The 21,640-nt window shown below is 63.4% G+C and carries 20 protein-coding genes; 18 read left to right on the plus strand and 2 right to left on the minus strand.

The features are described 5' to 3' along the window. Complete coding sequence (locus BRPE64_RS05840) at positions 1-978, minus strand: DMT family transporter (protein WP_044041289.1); 978 nt, start codon at positions 976-978, stop codon at positions 1-3. Positions 979-1,185: 207 nt separating this feature from the next. Here BRPE64_RS05840 and guaB point away from each other — a divergent pair, with 207 nt between their 5' ends. The 3 genes from guaB (at position 1,186) to guaA (ending at position 5,317) form a co-directional block, all read left to right on the plus strand. Then, positions 1,186-2,646 carry an IMP dehydrogenase gene (gene guaB / locus BRPE64_RS05845; protein ID WP_044041290.1) on the plus strand — a complete coding sequence of 487 codons (1,461 nt, stop codon included), beginning with the start codon at positions 1,186-1,188 and terminating at the stop codon, positions 2,644-2,646. A gap of 39 nt (positions 2,647-2,685) precedes the next feature. Further along, the gene (locus tag BRPE64_RS31850; protein ID WP_016345124.1) at positions 2,686-3,516 is read left to right on the plus strand and encodes a hypothetical protein; all 831 of its coding nucleotides are present in this window, start codon (positions 2,686-2,688) and stop codon (positions 3,514-3,516) included. A gap of 217 nt (positions 3,517-3,733) precedes the next feature. After that, entirely contained in the window at positions 3,734-5,317 is a 1,584-nt protein-coding gene (gene guaA / locus BRPE64_RS05855; RefSeq protein ID WP_016345125.1) for a glutamine-hydrolyzing GMP synthase, read from the plus strand. 257 nt (positions 5,318-5,574) lie between these two features. On the opposite strand, the gene BRPE64_RS05860 is transcribed toward guaA, so the two are convergent. Next, the gene (locus BRPE64_RS05860; protein ID WP_044041291.1) at positions 5,575-7,248 is read right to left on the minus strand and encodes a hypothetical protein; all 1,674 of its coding nucleotides are present in this window, start codon (positions 7,246-7,248) and stop codon (positions 5,575-5,577) included. Positions 7,249-7,529: 281 nt separating this feature from the next. On the opposite strand from BRPE64_RS05860, the gene thpR reads away from it, so the two are divergent. From thpR to uraD, 15 genes are all read left to right on the plus strand, one after another. Beyond that, positions 7,530-8,111, plus strand: coding sequence for an RNA 2',3'-cyclic phosphodiesterase (gene thpR, locus BRPE64_RS05865; RefSeq protein WP_044041292.1), 582 nt, complete (start codon positions 7,530-7,532; stop codon positions 8,109-8,111). 89 nt (positions 8,112-8,200) lie between these two features. Then, entirely contained in the window at positions 8,201-8,764 is a 564-nt protein-coding gene (gene ddpX, locus BRPE64_RS05870; protein WP_016345128.1) for a D-alanyl-D-alanine dipeptidase, read from the plus strand. A gap of 37 nt (positions 8,765-8,801) precedes the next feature. Beyond that, positions 8,802-10,397 carry an ABC transporter substrate-binding protein gene (locus BRPE64_RS05875; RefSeq protein ID WP_016345129.1) on the plus strand — a complete coding sequence of 532 codons (1,596 nt, stop codon included), beginning with the start codon at positions 8,802-8,804 and terminating at the stop codon, positions 10,395-10,397. 23 nt (positions 10,398-10,420) lie between these two features. Next, positions 10,421-11,461: an ABC transporter permease gene (locus BRPE64_RS05880; RefSeq protein ID WP_144063375.1), complete on the plus strand. Its 1,041-nt coding sequence runs from the start codon at positions 10,421-10,423 to the stop codon at positions 11,459-11,461. Positions 11,462-11,479: 18 nt separating this feature from the next. Then, entirely contained in the window at positions 11,480-12,418 is a 939-nt protein-coding gene (gene nikC, locus BRPE64_RS05885; RefSeq protein WP_016345131.1) for a nickel transporter permease, read from the plus strand. Position 12,419: 1 nt separating this feature from the next. Continuing rightward, on the plus strand, positions 12,420-13,292 hold the full coding sequence (locus tag BRPE64_RS05890; RefSeq protein ID WP_016345132.1) for an ABC transporter ATP-binding protein: 873 nt from the start codon (positions 12,420-12,422) through the stop codon (positions 13,290-13,292). Continuing rightward, entirely contained in the window at positions 13,289-14,059 is a 771-nt protein-coding gene (locus tag BRPE64_RS05895) for an ABC transporter ATP-binding protein (RefSeq protein WP_016345133.1), read from the plus strand. The genes BRPE64_RS05890 and BRPE64_RS05895 overlap by 4 nt, the downstream gene beginning before the upstream one ends. A 278-nt stretch (positions 14,060-14,337) precedes the next feature. After that, the gene (locus BRPE64_RS05900) at positions 14,338-14,730 is read left to right on the plus strand and encodes a DnaJ family domain-containing protein (protein WP_044041293.1); all 393 of its coding nucleotides are present in this window, start codon (positions 14,338-14,340) and stop codon (positions 14,728-14,730) included. Then, positions 14,727-15,365, plus strand: a complete 639-nt coding sequence (gene tadA / locus BRPE64_RS05905) for a tRNA adenosine(34) deaminase TadA (protein WP_016345136.1) — start codon at positions 14,727-14,729, stop codon at positions 15,363-15,365. The genes BRPE64_RS05900 and tadA overlap by 4 nt, the downstream gene beginning before the upstream one ends. Continuing rightward, positions 15,359-16,282, plus strand: coding sequence for a muramoyltetrapeptide carboxypeptidase (gene ldcA / locus BRPE64_RS05910; RefSeq protein ID WP_173405457.1), 924 nt, complete (start codon positions 15,359-15,361; stop codon positions 16,280-16,282). Before tadA ends, ldcA begins: the two co-directional genes overlap by 7 nt. A 296-nt stretch (positions 16,283-16,578) precedes the next feature. Next, positions 16,579-17,325, plus strand: coding sequence for a GntR family transcriptional regulator (locus tag BRPE64_RS05915; RefSeq protein ID WP_044041294.1), 747 nt, complete (start codon positions 16,579-16,581; stop codon positions 17,323-17,325). A gap of 355 nt (positions 17,326-17,680) precedes the next feature. Further along, positions 17,681-19,174 (plus strand): NCS1 family nucleobase:cation symporter-1, encoded by a 1,494-nt coding sequence (locus tag BRPE64_RS05920; protein WP_016345139.1) that lies wholly within the window; start codon positions 17,681-17,683, stop codon positions 19,172-19,174. Between the two features lie 62 nt (positions 19,175-19,236). After that, positions 19,237-19,971 carry an aspartate/glutamate racemase family protein gene (locus BRPE64_RS05925; RefSeq protein WP_016345140.1) on the plus strand — a complete coding sequence of 245 codons (735 nt, stop codon included), beginning with the start codon at positions 19,237-19,239 and terminating at the stop codon, positions 19,969-19,971. A gap of 159 nt (positions 19,972-20,130) precedes the next feature. Further along, on the plus strand, positions 20,131-21,081 hold the full coding sequence (puuE, locus tag BRPE64_RS05930) for an allantoinase PuuE (RefSeq protein WP_016345141.1): 951 nt from the start codon (positions 20,131-20,133) through the stop codon (positions 21,079-21,081). After that, a complete protein-coding gene (gene uraD, locus BRPE64_RS05935; RefSeq protein ID WP_016345142.1) occupies positions 21,078-21,599 on the plus strand; it encodes a 2-oxo-4-hydroxy-4-carboxy-5-ureidoimidazoline decarboxylase in 522 nt (173 codons plus the stop codon). The genes puuE and uraD overlap by 4 nt, the downstream gene beginning before the upstream one ends. The last annotated feature ends 41 nt before the right edge of the window (positions 21,600-21,640 follow it).

The raw sequence follows: 21,640 nt of genomic DNA on the forward strand, positions 1-21,640 counted from the left end.
TCAGTGCGCAGGCGCTTCCCGCGCGGCAGGCGCCGGGCGGACCGAATGCTGCCGCACCGACCAGCTCACGCCCGCCAGCAGCAGCACGATCGCGAGCACTTCGGGCGTGCGCGGCCAGCGGCCGTCGTAGATGAACGCGTAAAGCAGCGCGAACAGGGTCTCGAAGGCGATCATCTGGCCCGCCAGCGTGAGCGGCAGGCGCTTCGCCGCCGCGTTCCACAGCATGTTGCCGAGCCAAGAACCTCCGGTGGCAAGCGCGACGCTCACGATCCAGAAAAGCTGCCAGCGCGCCGCCGGTACCACGTTCTGGACGGTTCCCGCAGGCAGCATCCACACGACGACGCCGAGCAGCGCGCCGAGCATCCCGGTCACGATGCCCCACAGGACGGACCACTCGTTGCCGTCGAAGTGATCGTTCGTCTGCAGATACCGGGCGTTGACGACCGCGTACCAGGTCCACGACGCGAGCGCGCCCACCGCGCACGCGAGACCCGCCATGCGCGTCATCACGCTGGTCGCGGCGGCTTGGCTGGCCGAGGACGAGAGCAGGTCGCCGAACACATCCAGATTGATGCACGCGATGCCTGCCAGCACGAGGAGCAGGGGGCCGGCGAGCCGCTTCAGGTCGACCGCGCCGTGATCGCGCCGGCCGGCGAGCGTGACGGTCACGGGCAGGATACCGACGATCAGCGACGACGGCGCAACGCCGACCAGTTGCACGGCGCTTGCCAGCAGCATGTAGTAGAGCAGGTTGCCGACGAGCGCGAGTTTCGCGAGCGCGACGAAATCGGCGCGCGTGAGCTTCGCGGCGAGCCTTCGGGCGATCGGCAGCGCGACCGCGAGCGACACGGCCCCGTACATCAGATAGCGCCCGATGCTCAGCATGAGCGGCGAGAAGTCGGGCAGAAGCCGCGGCGCCAGAAAGATGAAGCCCCAGATCGCGCCCGCCGCCATTCCGTACATTACCCCGCGTTGCATCTCCCGACTCCCGGCCCGTGTTTCGAATGAGGCGCGAAGCGTAGCACGGTGCCTCCTGTGGCCGTCTTGTCAGAACGTGCACCGGCGGGCGCGGCAGCCGCGAGGGACGGCCCGATTTTTGCCGCGGCGCGGCCTAACCTGCTGTTCGGACAGTGAAAACCCGAAGAACTATCGGTATAATCTGCTTTTGCGCCCATAGGATTTGCCATGCGTCTGATCCAGAAAGCACTCACGTTCGATGACGTGCTCCTCGTGCCCGCGTTCTCCAGCGTTCTCCCGCGCGACACCAGCTTGAAATCACAGCTGACTCGCAATATTTCCCTGAACATGCCTCTCGTGTCCGCAGCCATGGACACCGTCACCGAAGGCCGGCTCGCCATCGCGATGGCGCAAATGGGCGGCATCGGCATCGTCCACAAGAATCTCACCGCCAAGGAACAGGCTCGCGAAGTCGCGAAAGTGAAGCGCTTCGAGTCCGGCGTCGTGCGCGACCCGATCACGGTGCCGCCGCAAATGCGCGTGCGCGACGTGATCGCGCTCACGCAGCAGCACGGCATTTCGGGCTTTCCGGTGGTGGAAGGCGCGCAGTTGATCGGCATCGTCACGAATCGCGACCTGCGTTTCGAAGAGCGGATGGACGAGCCGGTGCGCAACATCATGACGCCGCGCGAGCGTCTCGTGACGGTCAAGGAAGGCACGCCGCTCGCCGAGGCGAAAGCGCTGATGCACAGCCATCGCCTGGAACGCGTGCTCGTGGTCAACGAAGCGTTCGAACTGCGCGGCCTGATGACCGTGAAAGACATCACGAAGCAGACCGAAAATCCGGACGCGTGCAAGGATGAAGACGGCAAGCTGCGAGTGGGCGCGGCGGTCGGCGTGGGCCCGGACAACGAAGAGCGCGTCGAACTGCTCGCGGCGGCGGGCGTTGACGTGATCGTCGTCGATACGGCGCACGGGCATAGCCAGGGCGTGCTCGAACGCGTGCGCTGGGTCAAGCAGAACTATCCGCGCGTGCAGGTCATCGGCGGCAATATCGCGACGGCGGATGCGGCGAAGGCACTCGTCGAGTACGGCGCGGACGCGGTCAAGGTCGGCATCGGCCCGGGTTCGATCTGCACGACGCGGATCGTCGCGGGCGTGGGCGTGCCACAGATCACGGCGATCGCCAACGTGTCGGAAGCGCTGCGCGGCAGCGGCGTGCCGGTCGTCGCGGACGGCGGCGTGCGCTTTTCGGGCGACGTCTCCAAGGCGCTCGCGGCAGGCGCGAACGTCGTCATGATGGGCAGCATGCTCGCGGGCACCGAAGAATCGCCGGGCGACGTGTTTCTGTATCAGGGCCGCCAGTATAAGTCGTACCGCGGCATGGGCTCGGTCGGCGCGATGAAGGACGGCGCAGCGGACCGCTACTTCCAGGACAACTCGGCGAACATCGACAAGCTGGTGCCGGAAGGGATCGAAGGCCGCGTTGCCTACAAGGGCTCGGTGAACGCGATTCTGTTCCAGATCGTCGGCGGCGTGCGGGCGAGCATGGGCTATTGCGGTTGCCGCACCATCAGCGAAATGCACGAGAAGGCGGAATTCGTGCAGATCACCGCGGCCGGCATGCGCGAGTCGCACGTGCATGACGTGCAGATCACGAAGGAAGCGCCGAACTATCACGTCGACTGATATTGTCGCCCGGTTGTTCCTTAAACACGCGGATAGAACATGAAACCGTTGCTGCGGCTCGTACTCGTCGTCAATGCGCTGATCTTCCTGGCGTTCGGCCTGCTGTTCCTGCTGACGCCATGGGCAGGCTTGTACGGCGCGCTGCATCTGGATTCGATCCGTGTGCAACCCGCGTTTGCCGGGCAGTTGCTCGGCATCGCGCTTATCGGTTTGTCGTGGCTCGCGTTTCATGCGGCGATCGACGGCGCGTTGACGGCCCGGGCCGCGAAAGTGTCGGGGCATGTGCAATGGCTCGGCGGCATCGTGGTGCTGGTCTGGCTCCTCGGTCTGCGTACGCCGGACGTCGATCAGAAAAGCGCGGTGGCCGCGGGCGTCGTGCTGCTCGTGCTCGGACTGGGCAGCGTGAGGCTTTCGTCCGCGGTGCGGCGGCGCGAACGGGCGAAGAGCGCGGGTGCGGCTGCCGCCGACCGGGCTGAGAAGAAAGCCGCAAAAACGCGCGAGACAACGCGCGCGGAGCCTGTAGCGGCTGCGTCCCGAGTTGCGTCGCCGCCGGATACGGCGCTGCGTCCGTCGGCGCGTGCGCCTGATGTGACCGCCATCGATCCCGTCAGCGGCCGTACAGTCGATTCCGCAGGCCGACCGCTGGATGGCGGCGCGGTGGATCCCGTGACGGGCGCCACACTCGATCCGGTGACCGGCCGCGCGCTCGACCCTGTGAGCGGCCGCGAGATCGATCCGGTCACGGGAAGGCGCATCGAGCCGGTCATCAGCGGGGAGATCGACCCGGTCACCGGCAGGCGCGTCGATCCGCAGACCGGCCGCGTCGCGCCGGGTGCGGCGCCCGATGCGGCAAGCGGAGCACCACGCTGAACGCGCGCACGAGGGCATTCGGCGCGCGGGCGGCGAGCATCGCCGGAAACGCACGCGAAGGCGCGCGTGCATCGGCAAGAAATACCAGCACGGTCGGCCCTCGCGCCGGCCGTCGATTCATTTGCGATTCATTTGTGAGTTATTTGCAGCCCGGCGGCGCTCCGTTGCGCGCCGGCGGCACACCTATCATTCGTTCACTTAGCCTTCGGCCGCAGCCATGCACGACAAAATCCTGATTCTCGATTTCGGCTCCCAAGTCACCCAGTTGATCGCCCGGCGCATCCGCGAGTCGCACGTCTACTCGGAAATCCATCCGTACGACGTCGACGAGACGTTCATCCGCGAATTCGCGCCGAAGGGCATCATTTTGTCGGGCGGGCCGAACTCGGTCACCGAGGCGAAGTCGCCGCGCGCGCCGCAGATCGTCTTCGATCTCGGCGTGCCGGTGCTCGGCATTTGCTACGGCATGCAGACGATGGCCGATCAGCTCGGCGGCAAGGTCGAACTCGGCAACGTGCGCGAATTCGGCTATGCGGAAGTGCAGGCGCTGAATCACACGGGCTTTCTGGAAGGTATCGAGGACTTCAAAAACGAGAAGTCGGACTCGATGCTCAAGGTGTGGATGAGCCACGGCGACAAGGTTGTCGATCTGCCGGCGGGTTTCAAGCTGATGGCCTCGACGCCGTCGTGCCCGATCGCCGCCATGGCCGACGACGACCGTCGCTTCTACGGTCTGCAATGGCATCCGGAAGTCACGCACACGGTGCAGGGCCGCGCGATGCTCGAGCGTTTCGTGCTCGGGCTGTGCGGCGCGAAGGCCGACTGGGAGATGGGTCATTACATCGACGAGGCGGTCGAGAAAATTCGCGAGCAGGTCGGCAACGAGCACGTGATTCTCGGCCTGTCGGGCGGCGTGGATTCGTCGGTGGCGGCGGCGCTCTTGCATCGCGCGATCGGCGATCAGCTGACGTGCGTGTTCGTCGATCACGGCTTGCTGCGTCAGGACGAAGCGAAGCAGGTGATGTCGACGTTTGCGGATCACCTGGGCGTGAAGGTGATTCACGTCGATGCGAGCGAGGCGTTCCTGCAGAAGCTCGCGGGCGTGACCGATCCTGAGGCTAAGCGAAAGATCATTGGCGCGGAGTTCGTCGAAGTGTTCGATGCGGAGTCCAACAAGCTCGCCGATGCCAAATGGCTTGCGCAGGGCACGATCTATCCGGACGTGATCGAATCGGCGGGCAAGGGCAAGAAGGGCGCGCATACGATCAAGAGCCATCACAATGTCGGCGGCTTGCCGGAGACGTTGAATCTGAAGCTGCTCGAACCGCTGCGCGAGCTTTTCAAGGACGAAGTGCGCGAACTCGGCGTGAAGCTCGGATTGCCGCCCGCGATGGTCTATCGTCATCCGTTCCCGGGTCCGGGTCTGGGCGTGCGGATTCTCGGCGAAGTGAAGCGCGAATACGCCGACCTGCTGCGCCACGCGGACGCGATTTTCATCGAGACGCTGCGCAATACCATCGACAAGGAAACGGGCAAGTCGTGGTACGACCTCACGAGTCAGGCGTTCGCGGTATTCCTGCCGGTGAAGAGTGTCGGCGTGATGGGCGATGGCCGGACGTATGAATATGTCGTCGCGCTGCGCGCGGTGCAGACGCTGGACTTCATGACCGCGCATTGGGCGCATCTGCCGCATGATCTGCTCGGGCATGTGAGCAATCGGATCATTAATGAAGTGCGGGGGATTAATCGGGTGGTGTATGACATCTCTGGGAAGCCGCCTGCGACGATTGAGTGGGAGTGATTGACGGTTCGTTGGCTGGCGCACCACCCAGTCGGAATTGCCGCGACGCAAGGGAAAACTCGAAGCTGAGCGTCCTCGCGTCCGCGGCTTTGCAATGCAGCATCCCACTCGCTGCGGTTCGGACTAAAGCCTAGGGCAATTCAGGGCAGCCAGCGCATCTAACTGCGGCGGCAACTTTTTCATCGAGCAACTTGAGTTGCGAGTCCGCCGCGGCGAACAGCACGCCATCGATAAACCCGATGGCGTGCCGAGCATAATTAAACAGGACTACCCATCATGTCGACCCACGACGATCCCGTCCAGATGATGGTTTTTCCTGCCGCTGCTAGCGTGGTATCGAGGAACATGGTGCCCGCCCAGTCGGCGTTTCCGGCGACACCCATAGTCGTAGCGGTGGGACGCGACGCGGACGGTCCGACTTGAACACCGACTTGTCCTGCAACTTTCCAGGTCCCGGGCGTTCCAGCCGCAGTGCACTTCCACCCGCGCGATCCACCGGGAGAAGCGAATTTGTTGTCAACATAGTCACCGCGATTCCACGTTCCAGACGTGGGAGATTTGGTATCTGAATACGACCGTGCCTGTGGATACTGAAGGCTCGGGTTTTGCGCAACGGACCCAAAAATCTCTTGCGCAACGGGTAAGCGAACATTCGTGTTGTTGACGTTGCTGATCTTGATCCAAGGATAGTCTTTGGCCTCCATATTCCAACTTCCAATCGAGAATTTGGCGCTAGGAGGAAATTGCCAATACATCGCTTGAGACGGTTGAGCCGCAGTGTCATCGAAGGAAATGCGAACGTCGCCGTATTCGGCAATCGAGCCGTATCGATGCAGGATAAAATATGGCGTTGCCGATGCATTCGACCATTTCACATTCAAGTCAATCCGGCCTACCCTGATATCGATTGCGCCCGCGTAAAATTGAAACAAGGCGCCCATCGCGTACTGGGTCATATCCGAGATTGTCAGCCAACCTGTGATACTGCCGATCGTCACATCTGACTGAGTGTTTCCATCGCGCGTGCGAAGAACGCATTTGCTAGGGGCGTTGTCGGGTGTCGGTAGCACGACAATTTCGCCGATGGACGCGTTAGTGCAGTTTTGGACTCCGGGAAAGCCCCAGCCGTCGAATACGGCTTTGCCGATCCACGGTCTTTTGCCTTCCAGGACGAATGGCTCGTCCTTTCCATTTGTATATTGAAGATACGCGCACTTCATTCCGGATGAACCATCGAGATTGTAGATGGCGTTGTCTGTACTGCTGTCCGCAATCACATACTCGGCTTCATTGTCAACGCCGTTCTCAACCCATACCGTGTGCGTGTTGAACGCTTTGATTCTCACTTTATTGCGTTTAGAACCGCCGTCTGTGGTGACGACACGCGGGACGGCGTTGGCGCCTAGCGGCGCGCCCATGCTGAAGTTGTACGCAGTGACATCGATGTCACAATCCGCCGCCTGAGAAACGACCACACCCTGGCGACCCGCAATCGCATAGTCCTGCGCGGTCATGTTCTTGGCCAGTCGAACGAATACCTTGCAGTATGGCGCATCGAGCTGAATTCCGACCACGCCGTGATTCTGGAAATCGATAGTATCAATGCTCAAATTGCTCTCGTCGGCACCGGCCGCCGCGTGCATCCACGGGCCTTTCGTGCCGTCGTAATCGCATCGCACTATGCCTGGGGCCAATAAGTTTAGGCGGCCAGACCACGATACTTGCGGGATCGCTGTACCCGGCTCAATGACCAGTTGTCGTCCGCTGTTGACTGCTTCGTTAATTGCATCTTGCACGGTTGAGAAGTCGTGAGACGACAACGAGTCGCGCTCTTTATCTTGCACGCTGCGCGGGCTTCCGCCTACGCCGGATTGCAGGAAATTAACATCTGCACTACTAATGATATTGGTGGTGACGTTGTCAGATAGCATTTTTTTGAATCGTGGTCGAAAGTGAAATTGGGGCACTTTTAGGAAGTGCCTCGGAGCGCATGTTGATGTTAATCAACGCGGTGCGAACCACCACGCTGACGGTGTCAAGCATTTGATGGCACCTGTGCGGCGCGCTCGTCAGCCGCCGCGTAAACATGCTATCGTTTTTGGCATCACAGCGCCCGGAATTTGTAGGAAGGTTTAGAGGTAAGACTTGAGGCGCATTATTAATGGAGCAGGAGTGACCTCCGCGTCGCTTACGATAACCGCGAGTCAGGCCCATGACCGACACCCGGCCTGACCGTGAATCGCACTCGCACTCACACCCCACCGACTCGCTCTTCTTCGCCCTCTATCCCGACGATGCCGCCGCCTTATGCATCGGCGACCTTGCGGCGCGTATACGCGTCGAGCACAAGCTGAAGGCGAGGGCGATGCCCGCCGATCGTCTTCACGTCACGCTGCATTATCTGGGCGCCTTCGCGGGCGTCCCCGCCGACCTCGTAGGTCGGGCGCGCACCGCCGCTTCGAAGATCGCGCTTCCGCCGGTCGAAATCGTCCTCGACCGCATCGAAAGCTTCTCCGGCCGACGCGCCAAACGTCCGCTGGTTCTCGCAGGCGATGTCACCGAGCCACTTTCCACGCTCGAACAATCCCTCGGCGCCGCCCTCGACAACGCCGGCATCCCTCTCAAACGCCACCCCCACTTCACGCCGCACGTGACGCTGCTCTACGACGAGCGGCGCATCGCGCGCCAGCCCGTCGCGCCCGTCAAATGGACCGCGCGCGAGTTCGCGCTCGTGCGCAGCCTGCTCGGTCAATCGCGATACGAAGTGCTCGCCCGCTGGCCGCTCACGTCTTAAAGCGCCGGAATCACCCGACGGAAAGGGTTTCGCAGATTTTTCTAACGCGTTAAGGTTCGTCTACCGATACCAAAGCCGCACGCGTTCTCATGACCCAATCCCGTCTGCTGCATATCACGCCCGAAACCCATCACGTCCAGATCGATCTCGTCTACGCGACCGACCGCAACTTCACCGGCAAGCCCATCTACCGGGCCCAGCACTGCCTGCTGCTGGAGCCCGCCGAAGCCGCGTTGCGCCGGGCCGTCGCGATCGCGCGCAGCATCGGCATGACGCTCAAAATCTTCGACGCCTATCGCCCGCCGCAAGCGCAAAAAGTGCTGTGGGACTTTCTGCCCGATCCGACGTTCATCGCCGAACTCGGGCGCGGCTCGAACCACAGCCGCGGCACGGCAATCGACCTGACGCTCGTCGATGACGCCGGCCGCGAACTCGACATGGGCACCGGATTCGATGCGATGGTCGTCGAATCCGAGCATTTCCATGACGGCCTGCCGGAACACGTGCAACGCAACCGCACGTTGCTGCTCGGCGTGATGCACGGCGCGGGCTTCACGCACATCAAGAGCGAGTGGTGGCATTACGAATTGCCAGGCTCGCGCGAACTTGCTCTGATCGACAACGAAGACAGCGGCCCGCTGCGGCTGATGTAACAGCGACATCCAAGCGATCTCAACCGGACGACATCACATGAAAAAGGCATTGACGGCGCTCATGCTCGCAGCGGCGGCGCTGATGGTGAACGCGGGTACGAACACGGCAAGCGCCGCGACGCCGAAGGACATGTTCGTCATGGCGACGCTGCTCGACGAATTCACCACGCTCGATCCCGGCGAAATCTACGAACTCGTGCCGGAGGAATACGTCGCCAACACGTATGACCGTCTCGTGCGCGTCGATCTGAAAGATCCGTCGAAATTCAACGGCGATGTCGCCGAGTCGTGGTCAGTGAGTCCCGACGGCCTCACGTTCACGTTCAAAATTCGCCCGGGCCTCAAGTTCCATTCGGGCAATCCGCTTACCGCCGACGACGTCGCCTGGTCGATCCAGCGCACCGCGCTGCTCGACAAGGGCGCGGCCGCCGTGCTCGCGGGCATCGGCCTGACGAAGGCTAACGCGCTGCAAAACGTGAAGAAAATCGACGACACGACCGTCTCCGTCACCACCGATCAACGCTACGCGCCGACCTTCGTGCTGAACGTGCTCGGCTCGTGGCCGGCGTCGGTCGTGGATCGCAAGCTGGCCGAATCGCACGCGAAGAACAACGACTACGGTAACGACTGGCTCAAGACCAACGAGGCCGGGTCGGGCGCCTACAAGCTCGTGAAGTGGACCGCGAACGACAGCATCGTGTTGCAGCGCTTCGAGGGTTATCGCATTCCGCTCGCGATGAAGCGCATCGTGCTGCGTCACGTGACCGAAGCGGCGAGCCAGCGCCTGATGATCCAGAACGGCGATATCGACGTCGCGCGCGATCTCAGCCCCGACGATCTCGACACGCTCTCGAAGTCCGGCGTCATCAAGGCGACGGCCGTGCCGCAGGCCACGCTGATGTACCTCGGCCTCAACAACAAGAACCCGAATCTTGCGAAGCCCGAAGTCTGGGAAGCCATGAAGTGGCTGATCGATTATCAGGGCATTCAGAAGAACGTGATCCGCACGACGTACAAGGTCCACGAAGCATTCCTGCCTGAAGGCTTTCTCGGCGCGCTGAACGAAAACCCGTATCACCAGGACGTCGCGAAGGCAAAGGCGCTGCTCGCGAAAGCGGGTCTCGCCAACGGCTTCACCGTGAAGATGGACGTGCGCAACGACTATCCGTACAGCGAGATCGCGCAGGCGGTGCAGGCGAATCTGGCGCTCGCGAATATCAAGGTGCAGCTCATGCCGAGCGACAACAAGCAGACGCTCGGGCGTTATCGGGCGCGCGCGCATGACATCTATATCGGCGAGTGGTCGGCGGATTACATCGATCCGCACAGCAACGCGCAGGGCTTCGTGTGGAACCCGGACAACTCGGATGCATCGAGCTACAAGATGCTCGCGTGGCGCAACGCGTGGGACATCCCGCAGTTGACGAAGGACACCAACGCGGCGCTCGCCGAAAGCGACACGAAAAAGCGCGCGCAGATGTACGAAAAGATGCAGCGCGAAGTGCTCGCGAAATCGCCGTTCGTGATCATGTTCCAGAAGGTGTCGCAAGTGGCGGCGCGGCCCGGCGTGAGCGGTCTCGAAGTCGGGCCGATCAACGACCTCGTGTCGTATCGCAACATCAAGAAGCAGTGAGCACGGTCACGCTCATCGACCGGATGCGCGCCGCGAGCGCACGGCGCGGCGGCGTGCGCGTGACGCTGGCGCTCGCGCGCTGGCTCGCGATGCTCGCCATTACGTTCACGGGTTTGCTCGCAATCACGTTCTTCATCGGGCGCAAGATTCCGATCGATCCCGTGCTCGCCATTCTCGGCGACCGCGCCTCCGCGAGCGCATATGCGGCCGCGCGTCTGCGGCTCGGGCTCGACAAGCCGCTCATCGATCAATTTTTTATCTACGCGCGCGATGTGCTGCACGGCAATCTCGGCATCTCGCTTCTGACGGCGAATCCGGTCATCGACGATATTCGCCGCGTCTTCCCCGCGACGCTCGAACTCGCGACGCTCTCGACGTTCATCGGTATCGCGATCGGCGTGCCGCTCGGCGTCGCGGCGGCGGTGAAGCACAATCGCCTCGTCGATCACATCGCGCGTGTGATCGGTCTCGCGGGCAGTTCCGTGCCGGTGTTCTGGCTCGCGCTGATGGGCCTGCTGCTGTTCTATGCGCGGCTGCATTGGGTGTCGGGACCGGGCCGCATCGATCCTGTTTTCGACGGCATGGTCGATACGCGCACGGGCAGTCTGCTCGTCGATTCGCTGCTCGCCGGCGAATGGGATGTCTTCCAGAACGCGTTCTCGCATATCGCGCTGCCGGCGGGCGTGCTCGCCTTCTACTCGATTGCCTATCTGTCGCGCATGACGCGTTCGTTCATGCTCGAACAACTGAGCCAGGAATACGTGACGACCGCGCGCGCCAAAGGGCTGCCCGAGCGCCGCGTGATCTGGCGGCACGCGTTCGGCAATATCGCCGTGCCGCTTTTGACGGTGATCGCGCTCGCGTACAGCTATCTGCTCGAAGGTTCGGTGCTGACCGAGATCGTGTTCGCGTGGCCGGGCATCGGCTCGTATCTGACGGGCGCGCTGCTCAACGCCGACATGAACGCGGTGCTCGGCAGCACGCTCGTGATCGGCGCGACCTTTATCGCGCTCAATCTTTTGACCGATGCGCTCTATCGCGTGTTCGATCCACGCGCGCGCTGACATGGAGAACGCTTGCCGATGCAATCGCCCGCCGGAAGCACGCCGATGAAGTCCGCGCAAGCGCCCTGGCGCGCGTGGCTTCTGACCGATACGCCCGCGTCGCCGCGGCAGGCCGCGCTCGGCCGCGCGTACCGGCGCTGGCGGCGCTTCTCGTCGAATCCGCTCAGCATGCTGGGGCTCGCGATATTGCTTGTGCTCGTCGTGGTCGCGGCGGTCGGGCCACTCGTCGTCGCGCAAGATCCATTGCATCAGGTGCTCGCCGAGCGCCTTACGCCGCCGAACGCGGCGCATTGGTTCGGTACCGATCAGCTGGGCCGCGATATTCTCTCGCGCCTCGTGCACGGCTCGCGTCTGACGCTTGCGATCGCGCTGCTGGTCGTCGTGCTCGTGGTGCCGGTCGGGCTTCTGATGGGCACGGTGGCGGGCTATTGCGGCGGCATCGTCGATACGGTGCTGATGCGCGTGACGGACGTCGCGCTGGCGTTTCCGAAGATCGTGCTGGCGCTCGCGTTCGCGGCGGCGCTCGGGCCGGGCGTGCTCAACGCAGTCATCGCGCTGTCGATCACCGCGTGGCCGCCGTATGCGCGGCTCGCGCGCGCGGAATCGCTGCGGCTCGCTCAGGCCGAATACATTCACGCCGCGCGGCTGCAGGGCGCATCGCATTTGCGCATTTTGCTGCGTTATATCGTGCCGCTGTGTTCGTCGTCGGTGATCGTGCGCGCGACGCTCGACATGGCCGGCGTCATTCTCGCCGTCGCGGGTCTCGGCTTTCTCGGGTTGGGCGCACAGCCGCCGAGTCCGGAGTGGGGCTACATGGTGGCGTCGGGCCGCAACGTGCTGCTCGACGCATGGTGGGTCGCGACGATTCCCGGCCTCGCGATTCTCGCGGTGAGCCTCGCCTTCAACCTGCTCGGCGACGGTCTGCGCGACGTCTTCGATCCGCGTAACGGAGGCTGACATGTCCGATGCGCTGGCCGAGATCGACGGACTCGACGTGGCGTTCCCCGGCCACGACGGCACGCTTGCGCCCGCCGTGCGCGGCGTGTCGCTGACGCTGCGGCGCGGCGAACGGCTGGGTATCGTCGGCGAATCGGGTTCGGGCAAATCACTGACGGGCCGGGCGCTGCTCGGACTTCTGCCTCCCGAAGCGCAATGGTCCGCGAAGGCGCTGCGTTTCGAAGGCCGCGACTTGCTCGCGATGCGCCCGAAAGAACGTCGCCGGTTGTGCGGCACGCGCATGAGCATGATCCTGCAGGACCCGAAGTTCTCGCTCAATCCGGTGATGACGGTCGCGCAGCAAATGCGCGAGACGTTCGTGCGGCAGGGCGCGAACGAGAGTAGGCGCGCGCTGCGCGAGCGCATCGTCGCGGCGCTGGCGGCGGTGCATATCCGCGATCCGGAGCGCGTCGCGGATGCCTATCCGCACGAACTGTCGGGCGGCATGGGCCAGCGCGTGATGATCGCGATGATGGTCTCGGCCGGCCCGCGTCTGCTGGTCGCCGACGAACCCACGAGCGCGCTCGACGTCCTCGTGTCGATGCAGGTGCTCTCCGTGCTCGACGAAATGATCGAACGTCACGACACCGGCCTCGTGTTCATCAGCCACGATCTGCCGCTCGTGATGTCGTTCTGCGATCGCGTCGCGGTGATGTACGGCGGGCGCATCGTGGAAACGTGCGCCGCGCGCGATCTCGTTCACGCGACGCATCCTTATACGCGCGGCTTGCTTGCGGCGAGTCCGTCGCTCGACGTTCAGCCCGGCGAGTTGCCGACGCTGCGCCGCGATCCGGCGTGGCTCACGCAAACCATCGACACCGGAGCCGGCCAATGATCGATATCGATCGCGCGCTCATCCGCTTCCGGACGAAGACCGGCCACCTCGACGCCGTGCGCGACGTGTCATTGCGCGTGGAGGCGGGCGAAGTGTTCGGGCTCGTCGGTGAGTCGGGCTGCGGCAAGTCGACGCTTCTGCGCGCGCTCGCGGGTCTCGTGCCGCTCGCGGACGGCACGATGCGCATCGGCGCCGACGACGCAGCCCGCGCGCCACGCCGCGACGTGCAGATGGTCTTTCAGGACCCGTATGGCGCGCTGCATCCGCGCTTCACCGTCGACAAGACCTTGCGCGAGCCGCTCGCGATCAACGGTATCGGCGATCAGGACGCGCGCATTCTCGACGCGCTCGCCGAAGTCGGCCTGAGCGCAGCGTTTCGCTTTCGCTATCCGCATCAGTTGTCGGGCGGGCAGCGCCAGCGCGTGTCGATTGCGCGTGCGCTGATCGTCGAGCCGCGCGTGCTGCTGCTTGACGAGCCGACCTCCGCGCTCGATGTCTCCGTGCAGGCGGAGATCCTGAACCTGCTGCGGCGGCTGCATCGCGAACGCGGGCTCACGATGATCCTCGTGAGCCATAACCTCGCGGTCATCGGCTTTCTGTGTCAGCGCATCGCGGTGATGCGCAATGGTGAAATCGTCGAACAACTGAATGTCGATGCCGTGCGCTCGCGAGACGTCGCCCATGAATACACGCGCCGCCTGCTGCTCGCGACCGAAGGCTACACGCGCGGGCGCGGCATGCACACGGAGCGCGCGCCGGAAGCGTAAGTCATCGTACAAGCACACTTCCTGCGACAGGGTCAACGGATGTTGCGCAAAGGACGCATACCGTTGCCTATAAGCCCGGTATACGACGATGCGCGGCGACGGCGGCTTGTTTGGACGAAACCGTTACGGCGGCCACTGTTAGAATGCTTACTGGATTGTCGAGACGTGCCGAACAACGCCCGAGCGTGTTTTTCCGGCTTCCTTCCGACTTCAGGCTAACCAACGCAAATCGTGACAGACCGTGCCCGTCCGCGGGTGAAAGCCGGTCGTAATCCCCGATGAAATTGTTAGATGCTTTGGTCGAACAGCGGATCAACGAAGCCGCTGCGCGTGGCGAGTTCAAGCACTTGCCGGGCGCGGGCGCACCGCTGCACTTCGACGACGACGTCCTCGTACCCGAGGAAGTGCGCGTCGCCAATAGAATCCTCAAGAACGCGGGCTTCGTCCCGCCCGCCGTCGAACAACTGCGGGCCCTGCGCGGGCTGCAGGAAGAGTTCGACCGCGTGACCGACCCGGCCGCCCGCTGCCAGTTGCAGGCGCGCATGCTGGCGCTTGACATGGCGCTGGAGTCGTTGCGCGGCGGCGGTTGCGTGCCGCATGAATATCGCCGGCGCATCGCCGAGCGGCTCTCCGAGCGCGCGCTGTCGCGCGTTGCGCTCGAACCGAAGTGATCGAAACGTCCGGCGCCTCCGACGCGCCCGAGGCGCGCAGCCCTGACGCCGCGCCCGATCCGACCCCCATCGCCGATCCTTCCAGCGAACGCGATCGCCGCTTCATGGCGCTCGCGCAACGCGCCGCCGAAGACGCGCGCCGCGCGGGCGAAGTGCCCGTCGGCGCGGTGATCGTGCTCGGCGACGAAGTCATCGCCACCGGCTTCAATCATCCGATTCGCGGCCACGATCCGTCCGCGCACGCGGAAATGGCCGCGCTGCGTGACGCCGCGCAAAAACTGCAGAACTATCGTTTGCCCGGCTGCGAGCTTTATGTGACGCTCGAGCCCTGTCTGATGTGCGCGGGCGCGATCATGCACGCGCGCATCTCGCGCGTCGTCTATGGCGCGGCCGACCCAAAAACGGGCGCATGCGGCAGCGTCGTCGATGTATTTGCCAACGAGCAACTCAATCATCACACGACAGTCACCGGCGGCGTCCTCGCCGAAGACTGCGGGCGCGCGCTCAAGAATTTCTTCGCCGAACGCCGCCGCCTCGCGCGCGAAGAGCGCGACGCCCGGCGCGCACGGGAAAACGCATCGCAGGCCGGCGACGACCCTTCCGATCCGACAACGAATCCAACGACAACATCGTGAAATCACGCACTATCGAACTCGTCGCGCCTTCTGGCTATCCGCAGGATCCGTCGGCCGTCGAGCGCGGCATCGGGCGCCTGCGCCGGGAAGGGCACCGGCTGGACAACGTCGAGGCGACGCGGCGGCGTTTCCAGCGCTTCGGCGGCACGGACGCCGAGCGTGCGGCGGATCTCAACCGTCTCGCGGACCCGACGCGGCGCTTGCCGGACATCGTACTTGCGGTGCGTGGCGGCTACGGCGCGTCGCGCCTGTTGCACGGGCTCGACTATCTCGGCTTGCGCAGGCTCGCGGAGCAGCCCATCGCGATCGTCGGCCACAGCGATTTCACCGCGATCCAGTGCGCGCTGTTCGCGCACAGCGGCGTGAAGAGCTTCGGCGGCCCGATGTTCGCGGGCGATTTCGGCGCGGAGCAGGTCAGCGCCTTCACGATGCAGCATTTCTGGAGCGCCATCTCGCGTCCGAGCTTCACGGTCACGAGCACGACGCCGCAAGGCCAGTCAATCGACGTCACCGGCATGCTGTGGGGCGGCAATCTGGCGATTCTGGCATCGCTGGTCGGCACGCCGTATCTGCCGCCGGTGGAGGGCGGCATTCTGTATATCGAGGATGTGAACGAGCATCCGTTTCGCATCGAGCGGATGATTTATCAGCTGCATCAGGCGGGCGTGCTTGGGCGACAGCAGGCCATCGTGATGGGCGAGTTCTCGGGCGGACGGCTATCGGACTACGACAACGGCTATTCACTCGACGCGATGATCGAGCAGGTCAGGTCCGTGACCGGCATTCCGGTGGTGACGGGCTTGCAGTTCGGCCACGTCGAGAATCTGTTGACCTTGCCGTTCGGCGCGACGGCGCACCTCGTTTCGAGCGAGCGGGGGTTCAGTCTGAAGCTTTCCGATTATCCGCATCTGGCTTGACGGGTTGAGCAGGGCGCTCGCATGGGCGCCTTATTTATTCATTCAAATCGCAACTAACGGTCTGTTTCTTCCACTTCTACGTATCACGGCGCCGTGCCGTCGCCGCATAGGATTGTCGACAAAAAAGTGGTGGCAATGCTGACAAAAACTGGGGAAATTGCCAGAGACGCCCGTATCTATTGGGATGCGTGCGATCAGGCGCCTGAAAAACCACGCCCACAAACCCAATTCTCAAAACAAATTGTTGACAATCTTTATGTCGATTCTAAGATGATCAACATGCAAGCGAGCACATCATGTCTGAGACTAAACCGAGTGCTGCATCCAACGCTTCAACTAGCGCTCCCAACGGAGCCAATGCCGAGTCGATCGCCGAGAACATGCGCGCCGCGATCCTCGAGCATCGTCTGGCGCCGGGCGCCAAGCTGACCGAAGCGCAATTGTGCGAAGTGTTCGCAGTCAAGCGCGGCACGGTGCGTCAGGCGCTCGCGCAACTGGCGAACGAGCGCCTGGTCGATCTCGAGCCGAATCGCGGCGCGTTCGTCGCGAGTCCGTCGCTGCAGGAAGTGCATGAAGTGTTCGAGATGCGCCGCATCATCGAGCTGGCGGTCGTCGAGCGAATCGCGCAAGGGCACGGCATGCGCCGGCTCAAATCGATCAGCGCGACCATCGGGCGCGAGCGACGCGCGTTCGAGAGCCACGATTTTTCATCGTGGATTCGGCTCTCCGGCGAGTTTCACACCGAGCTCGCAGCGCTCACCGGCAATACGGTGTTGTGCGAATGTCTGTCGGGACTCGTCGCACGGTCGACGCTGATCTCGGCGCTATATGAATCGCTCGGCAAGAGTTCGTGTTCCTTCGAAGATCACGAGCAGATTCTCGCCGCGCTCGATGCCGGCGACGCGCTGAAAGCCGCCGATCTGATGGCGCAGCATCTGCGCGATGTCGAACTGAAGATGCTGGAGCGGCCGGCGCGCGGCGCGGTCGATCTGAAGGAAGTATTCGCACGACCCGCCGAGCGCGAGAAGGCGCTCGGCACGTAGCGGCAGCGATAGGGCAGAGCGAAGAATCTGCCATCGACAGAATCAAGTTGTACTAATAAACGGAGACCGTGCCCCGCGCATCAACGCGCCGGGCGCGTGGCGAGTCGCACGCGCGCACATTCGCAGCGTGCACCGCAATGAACAGGACGCTCACACGAGCGTGCAATGAAAGTCGCCGCAGGGCGGGTGCGCGGGGCATAAGCCTCGCGTGCTCTTGGTTTCGCGCCCTGCGGCGAAAACGCAAATCCGAAGAATATCGCGCCGTCTTCAACGCCGGCGAAGGTATCCGATCGACGCTTGTCACCGAGCATTTGCAGTCTTTTCATTACGCAAGCCGCCTTCCGAAGGAGACGCCATGGCCCAGTTCAGTGCATCCGGCAGCCCAGCCCTGCCGCAATACGAAGAGCAGACATCGGGAGACGATCCGAATCTGCCCGCCGGTTACAGCGACCGCCTCTACAACGAGGACCTCGCGCCCCTCAAGAATCAGACCTGGGGCGCCTACAACATCTTCGCGTTCTGGATGTCGGACGTGCATAGCGTCGGCGGCTACGTGTTCGCGGGCAGTCTGTTCGCGCTCGGCCTGACGAGCTGGCAAGTGCTGATCTCGCTGTTGATCGGCATCGGGCTCGTGAATGTGCTGTGCAATATGATCGCCAAGCCGAGTCAGGTGGCGGGCGTGCCGTATCCGGTCGCGTGCCGCGCCACCTTCGGCGTGCTCGGCGCGAACATTCCCGCGGTGATTCGCGGACTCATCGCGGTGGCGTGGTACGGCATCCAGACCTATCTGGCGTCGAGCGCGCTTGTTATCGTCGTGCTGAAGTTCGTGCCGTCGCTGATGCCTTATGCCGATGTGCACCGTTATGGTTTCGTCGGACTCTCGGCGATCGGCTGGGCGGGCTTCATGCTGCTCTGGGTGCTGCAAGCCGTGGTGTTCTGGCGCGGCATGGAGATGATCAAGAAATTCATCGACTTCGCCGGTCCCGCCGTCTACGTCGTCATGTTCATTCTCGCCGGCTACATGGTGTGGCGCGCGGGCCTCGGCAACATCGGCCTGAATCTCGGCGGCGTGAAGTATCACGGCATGGAAGTGATTCCCGTGATGATCACCGCGATCTCGCTCGTCGTGTCGTACTTCTCCGGCCCGATGCTCAACTTCGGCGACTTCTCGCGCTACGGCAAGAGCTTCCGCAGCGTCAAGCGCGGCAACTTCTGGGGCCTGCCGGTGAACTTCCTGGCGTTCTCGCTCGTGACCGTTATCACGACCGCCGCGACACTGCCCGTGTTCGGCCAATTGATCACCGATCCGGTGGAAACCGTCGGCCGCATCGATCATCCGTCCGCCGTGATTCTCGGCGCGCTGACTTTCACGATCGCGACTATCGGCATCAATATCGTGGCGAACTTCGTGTCGCCCGCCTTCGACTTCTCCAACGTCGCGCCGAAACTCATCAGCTGGCGCATGGGCGGGATGATGGCCGCGGTCGCGTCGATTTTCATCACGCCGTGGAACCTGTTCAACAACCCGGCCGTGATCCATTACACGCTCGACATTCTCGGCAGCTTCATCGGACCGTTGTACGGCGTGCTGATTCTCGACTTCTATCTGATGAAGCGCGGCAAGCTCGCGGTCGACGATCTCTACACCGTGTCCGAGCAAGGCCGCTACTGGTACACGAAGGGCGTGAACCGCCGCGCGGTGATGGCGCTGCTGCCCGCCGCCGTGCTCGCGATTCTCTGCGTGATGGTGCCGTCGCTGGAAGGCGCCGCGAACTTCTCGTGGTTCATCGGCGCGGGCCTGGGCGCGGTGTTTTATTACTTCCTCGCCGATCGCCGCCGCGAAGTCTGAACGACGGCCTATAACACACGATAGAACCTGAGAGAAACATCGAACGCAGTCTGGAGAAAGCAATGCGCATCAAACTGATCAATCCGAACACGACACAGCGCATGACCGAAGCGATGGGCCGCTGCGCCCGCGAAGTCGCCGCGCCCGGCACGGAGATCGTCGCCGTCAGCCCGACAATGGGCCCGCCGTCCATCGAAGGGTATTACGACGAGGCGGTCGCATCCCTCGGTCTGCTCGCCGAAATCGAGGCGGGCGAGCGTCAGGGCTTCGACGGCTACGTTATCGCGTGTTTCGGCGATCCGGCCCTCTATGCGGCGCGCGAGCTGGCGCGCGGTCCGGTGATCGGCATCGCGGAGGCGGCGATGCACGCGGCGAGCGTGATCGCGCCGGGGTTTTCCGTCGTCACCACGCTGCAACGCACGGTCGGCATGGCGTGGCATCTGGCGGAGCGCTACGGCATGACGCGCTTCTGCAAGAACGTGCGCGCAACGGATGTCGCCGTGCTGGAGCTCGACGAGCCGGGCTCGTCGGCGCGCCAGACGATCATCGACGAATGCCGGCGCGCGCTCGATGAGGACGGCTCGGACGCCATCGTGCTCGGCTGCGCCGGAATGGCCGAATTCTGCCGCGAGGTGGAGGACGCCGTCGGCGCGCCGGTGGTCGAAGGCGTGACGGCGGCGGTGAAGTGGAGCGAGGCGCTGATCGCGCTCAAGCTTCATACAGCGAAACGCGGCGACTACGCGCGGCCGCTGGCGAAACGTTACGACGGCGTGCTCGGGGATTTCAGCCCGCGCTGATGGCGTCTGGTGGCGACGGCCAGCGCCACATACACCCGGCGTGACCCGGATTATCTGCCCTGATGTATGGGCGCGCCGGGGTCTTTTGGCTACACTCGATCGTCAACAATCCCGTTTCTTCATCGCTCACACCAACGCTCAACGCACCGACGCCCAGCCATGTCACACGATCCGAACTATCCACGCGACCTGATCGGCTACGGCCGCCATCCGGTCCAGGCGAACTGGCCGGGGCGCGCGCGCGTCGCCGTGCAGTTCGTGCTCAATTACGAAGAAGGCGGCGAGAACTGCGTGCTGCATGGCGATCCGGGCTCGGAGCAGTTTCTGTCGGAAATCGTGGGCGCGGCGGCGTATCCGTCGCGTCACATGAGCATGGAGTCGATTTACGAGTACGGTTCGCGCGCGGGCGTGTGGCGCATTTTGCGCGAGTTCGAGAAGCGCAAGATGCCGCTGACGATCTTCGGCGTCGGCATGGCGATCGAGCGTCATCCGGATCTGGCGAAGGCGTTCGTCGAACTCGGGCACGAAATCGCGTGCCACGGATATCGCTGGATCCACTATCAGGACATGTCGGCGGAGCGCGAAGCAGAGCATATGCGCCTTGGCATGGAAGCCATCGAGCGCGTGACGGGCGTGCGTCCGCTCGGCTGGTACACCGGCCGCGACAGCCCGAACACGCATCGGCTGGTGGCGGAATACGGCGGCTTCCTCTACGACTCCGACTATTACGGCGACGACCTGCCGTTCTGGACCGAAGTCGAAGTGACCGGCGGCGAGAAGAGGCCGCACCTGATCGTGCCGTACACGCTCGACACCAACGACATGCGCTTCGCGACGCCGCAGGGTTTCAACACGGGCGAGCACTTCTTCACGTATCTGAAGGACGCGTTCGACGTGCTCTACGAAGAAGGCGACGAAGCGCCGAAGATGCTCTCGATCGGCATGCACTGCCGTCTGCTCGGACGCCCCGGGCGCTTCCGCGGCCTGCAGAAGTTCCTCGATCACATCGAGAAGCATGATCGCGTGTGGGTGACGCGGCGCGTCGACATCGCGCGTCACTGGCGCGAGCAACATCCATTCGAGAAAACCAACAACGGGACGGCGGCATGAAGGCGATGCACTACACACTCGACCAACTCAACACCATGCCCGCCGACACGTTCGTGACGGTGCTCGCGGGCATCTTCGAACACTCGCCGTGGGTGCCGCAAGCCGCGGCGCAGCAACGGCCGTTCAAAGATATCGACGCCTTGCACAAGGCGATGTCGCATATCGTCGAAACTGCCGGCAGCGATAAGCAACTCGCGCTCATCAACGCTCACCCGGAACTCGCGGGCAAGGCGGCGGTGCGCGGCGAGCTGACCGCCGAATCGACGCGCGAGCAAAGCGGCGCGGGCCTCGATCTGTGCACGCAGGAAGAGTTCGACAGGCTGCAGGCGCTCAATCAGGCGTATCGCGACAAGTTCGGCTTCCCGTTCATTCTCGCCGTGCGCGGCTACGACCGTCACGGCATCATCGCGAACTTCGAAACGCGTGTGAATCATGACCGCGCCGAAGAGCTTCGCACGAGCCTCGACCAGATTTACCGGATCGCCCGCTTCAGGCTGAACGACCTGATCCAGGCTTGATCCGCATTCACCGTAGACGAACGTAACGAAAACGTAACCTA

The sequence above is a fragment of the Caballeronia insecticola genome (genome assembly GCF_000402035.1).
Taxonomy (GTDB): domain Bacteria; phylum Pseudomonadota; class Gammaproteobacteria; order Burkholderiales; family Burkholderiaceae; genus Caballeronia; species Caballeronia insecticola.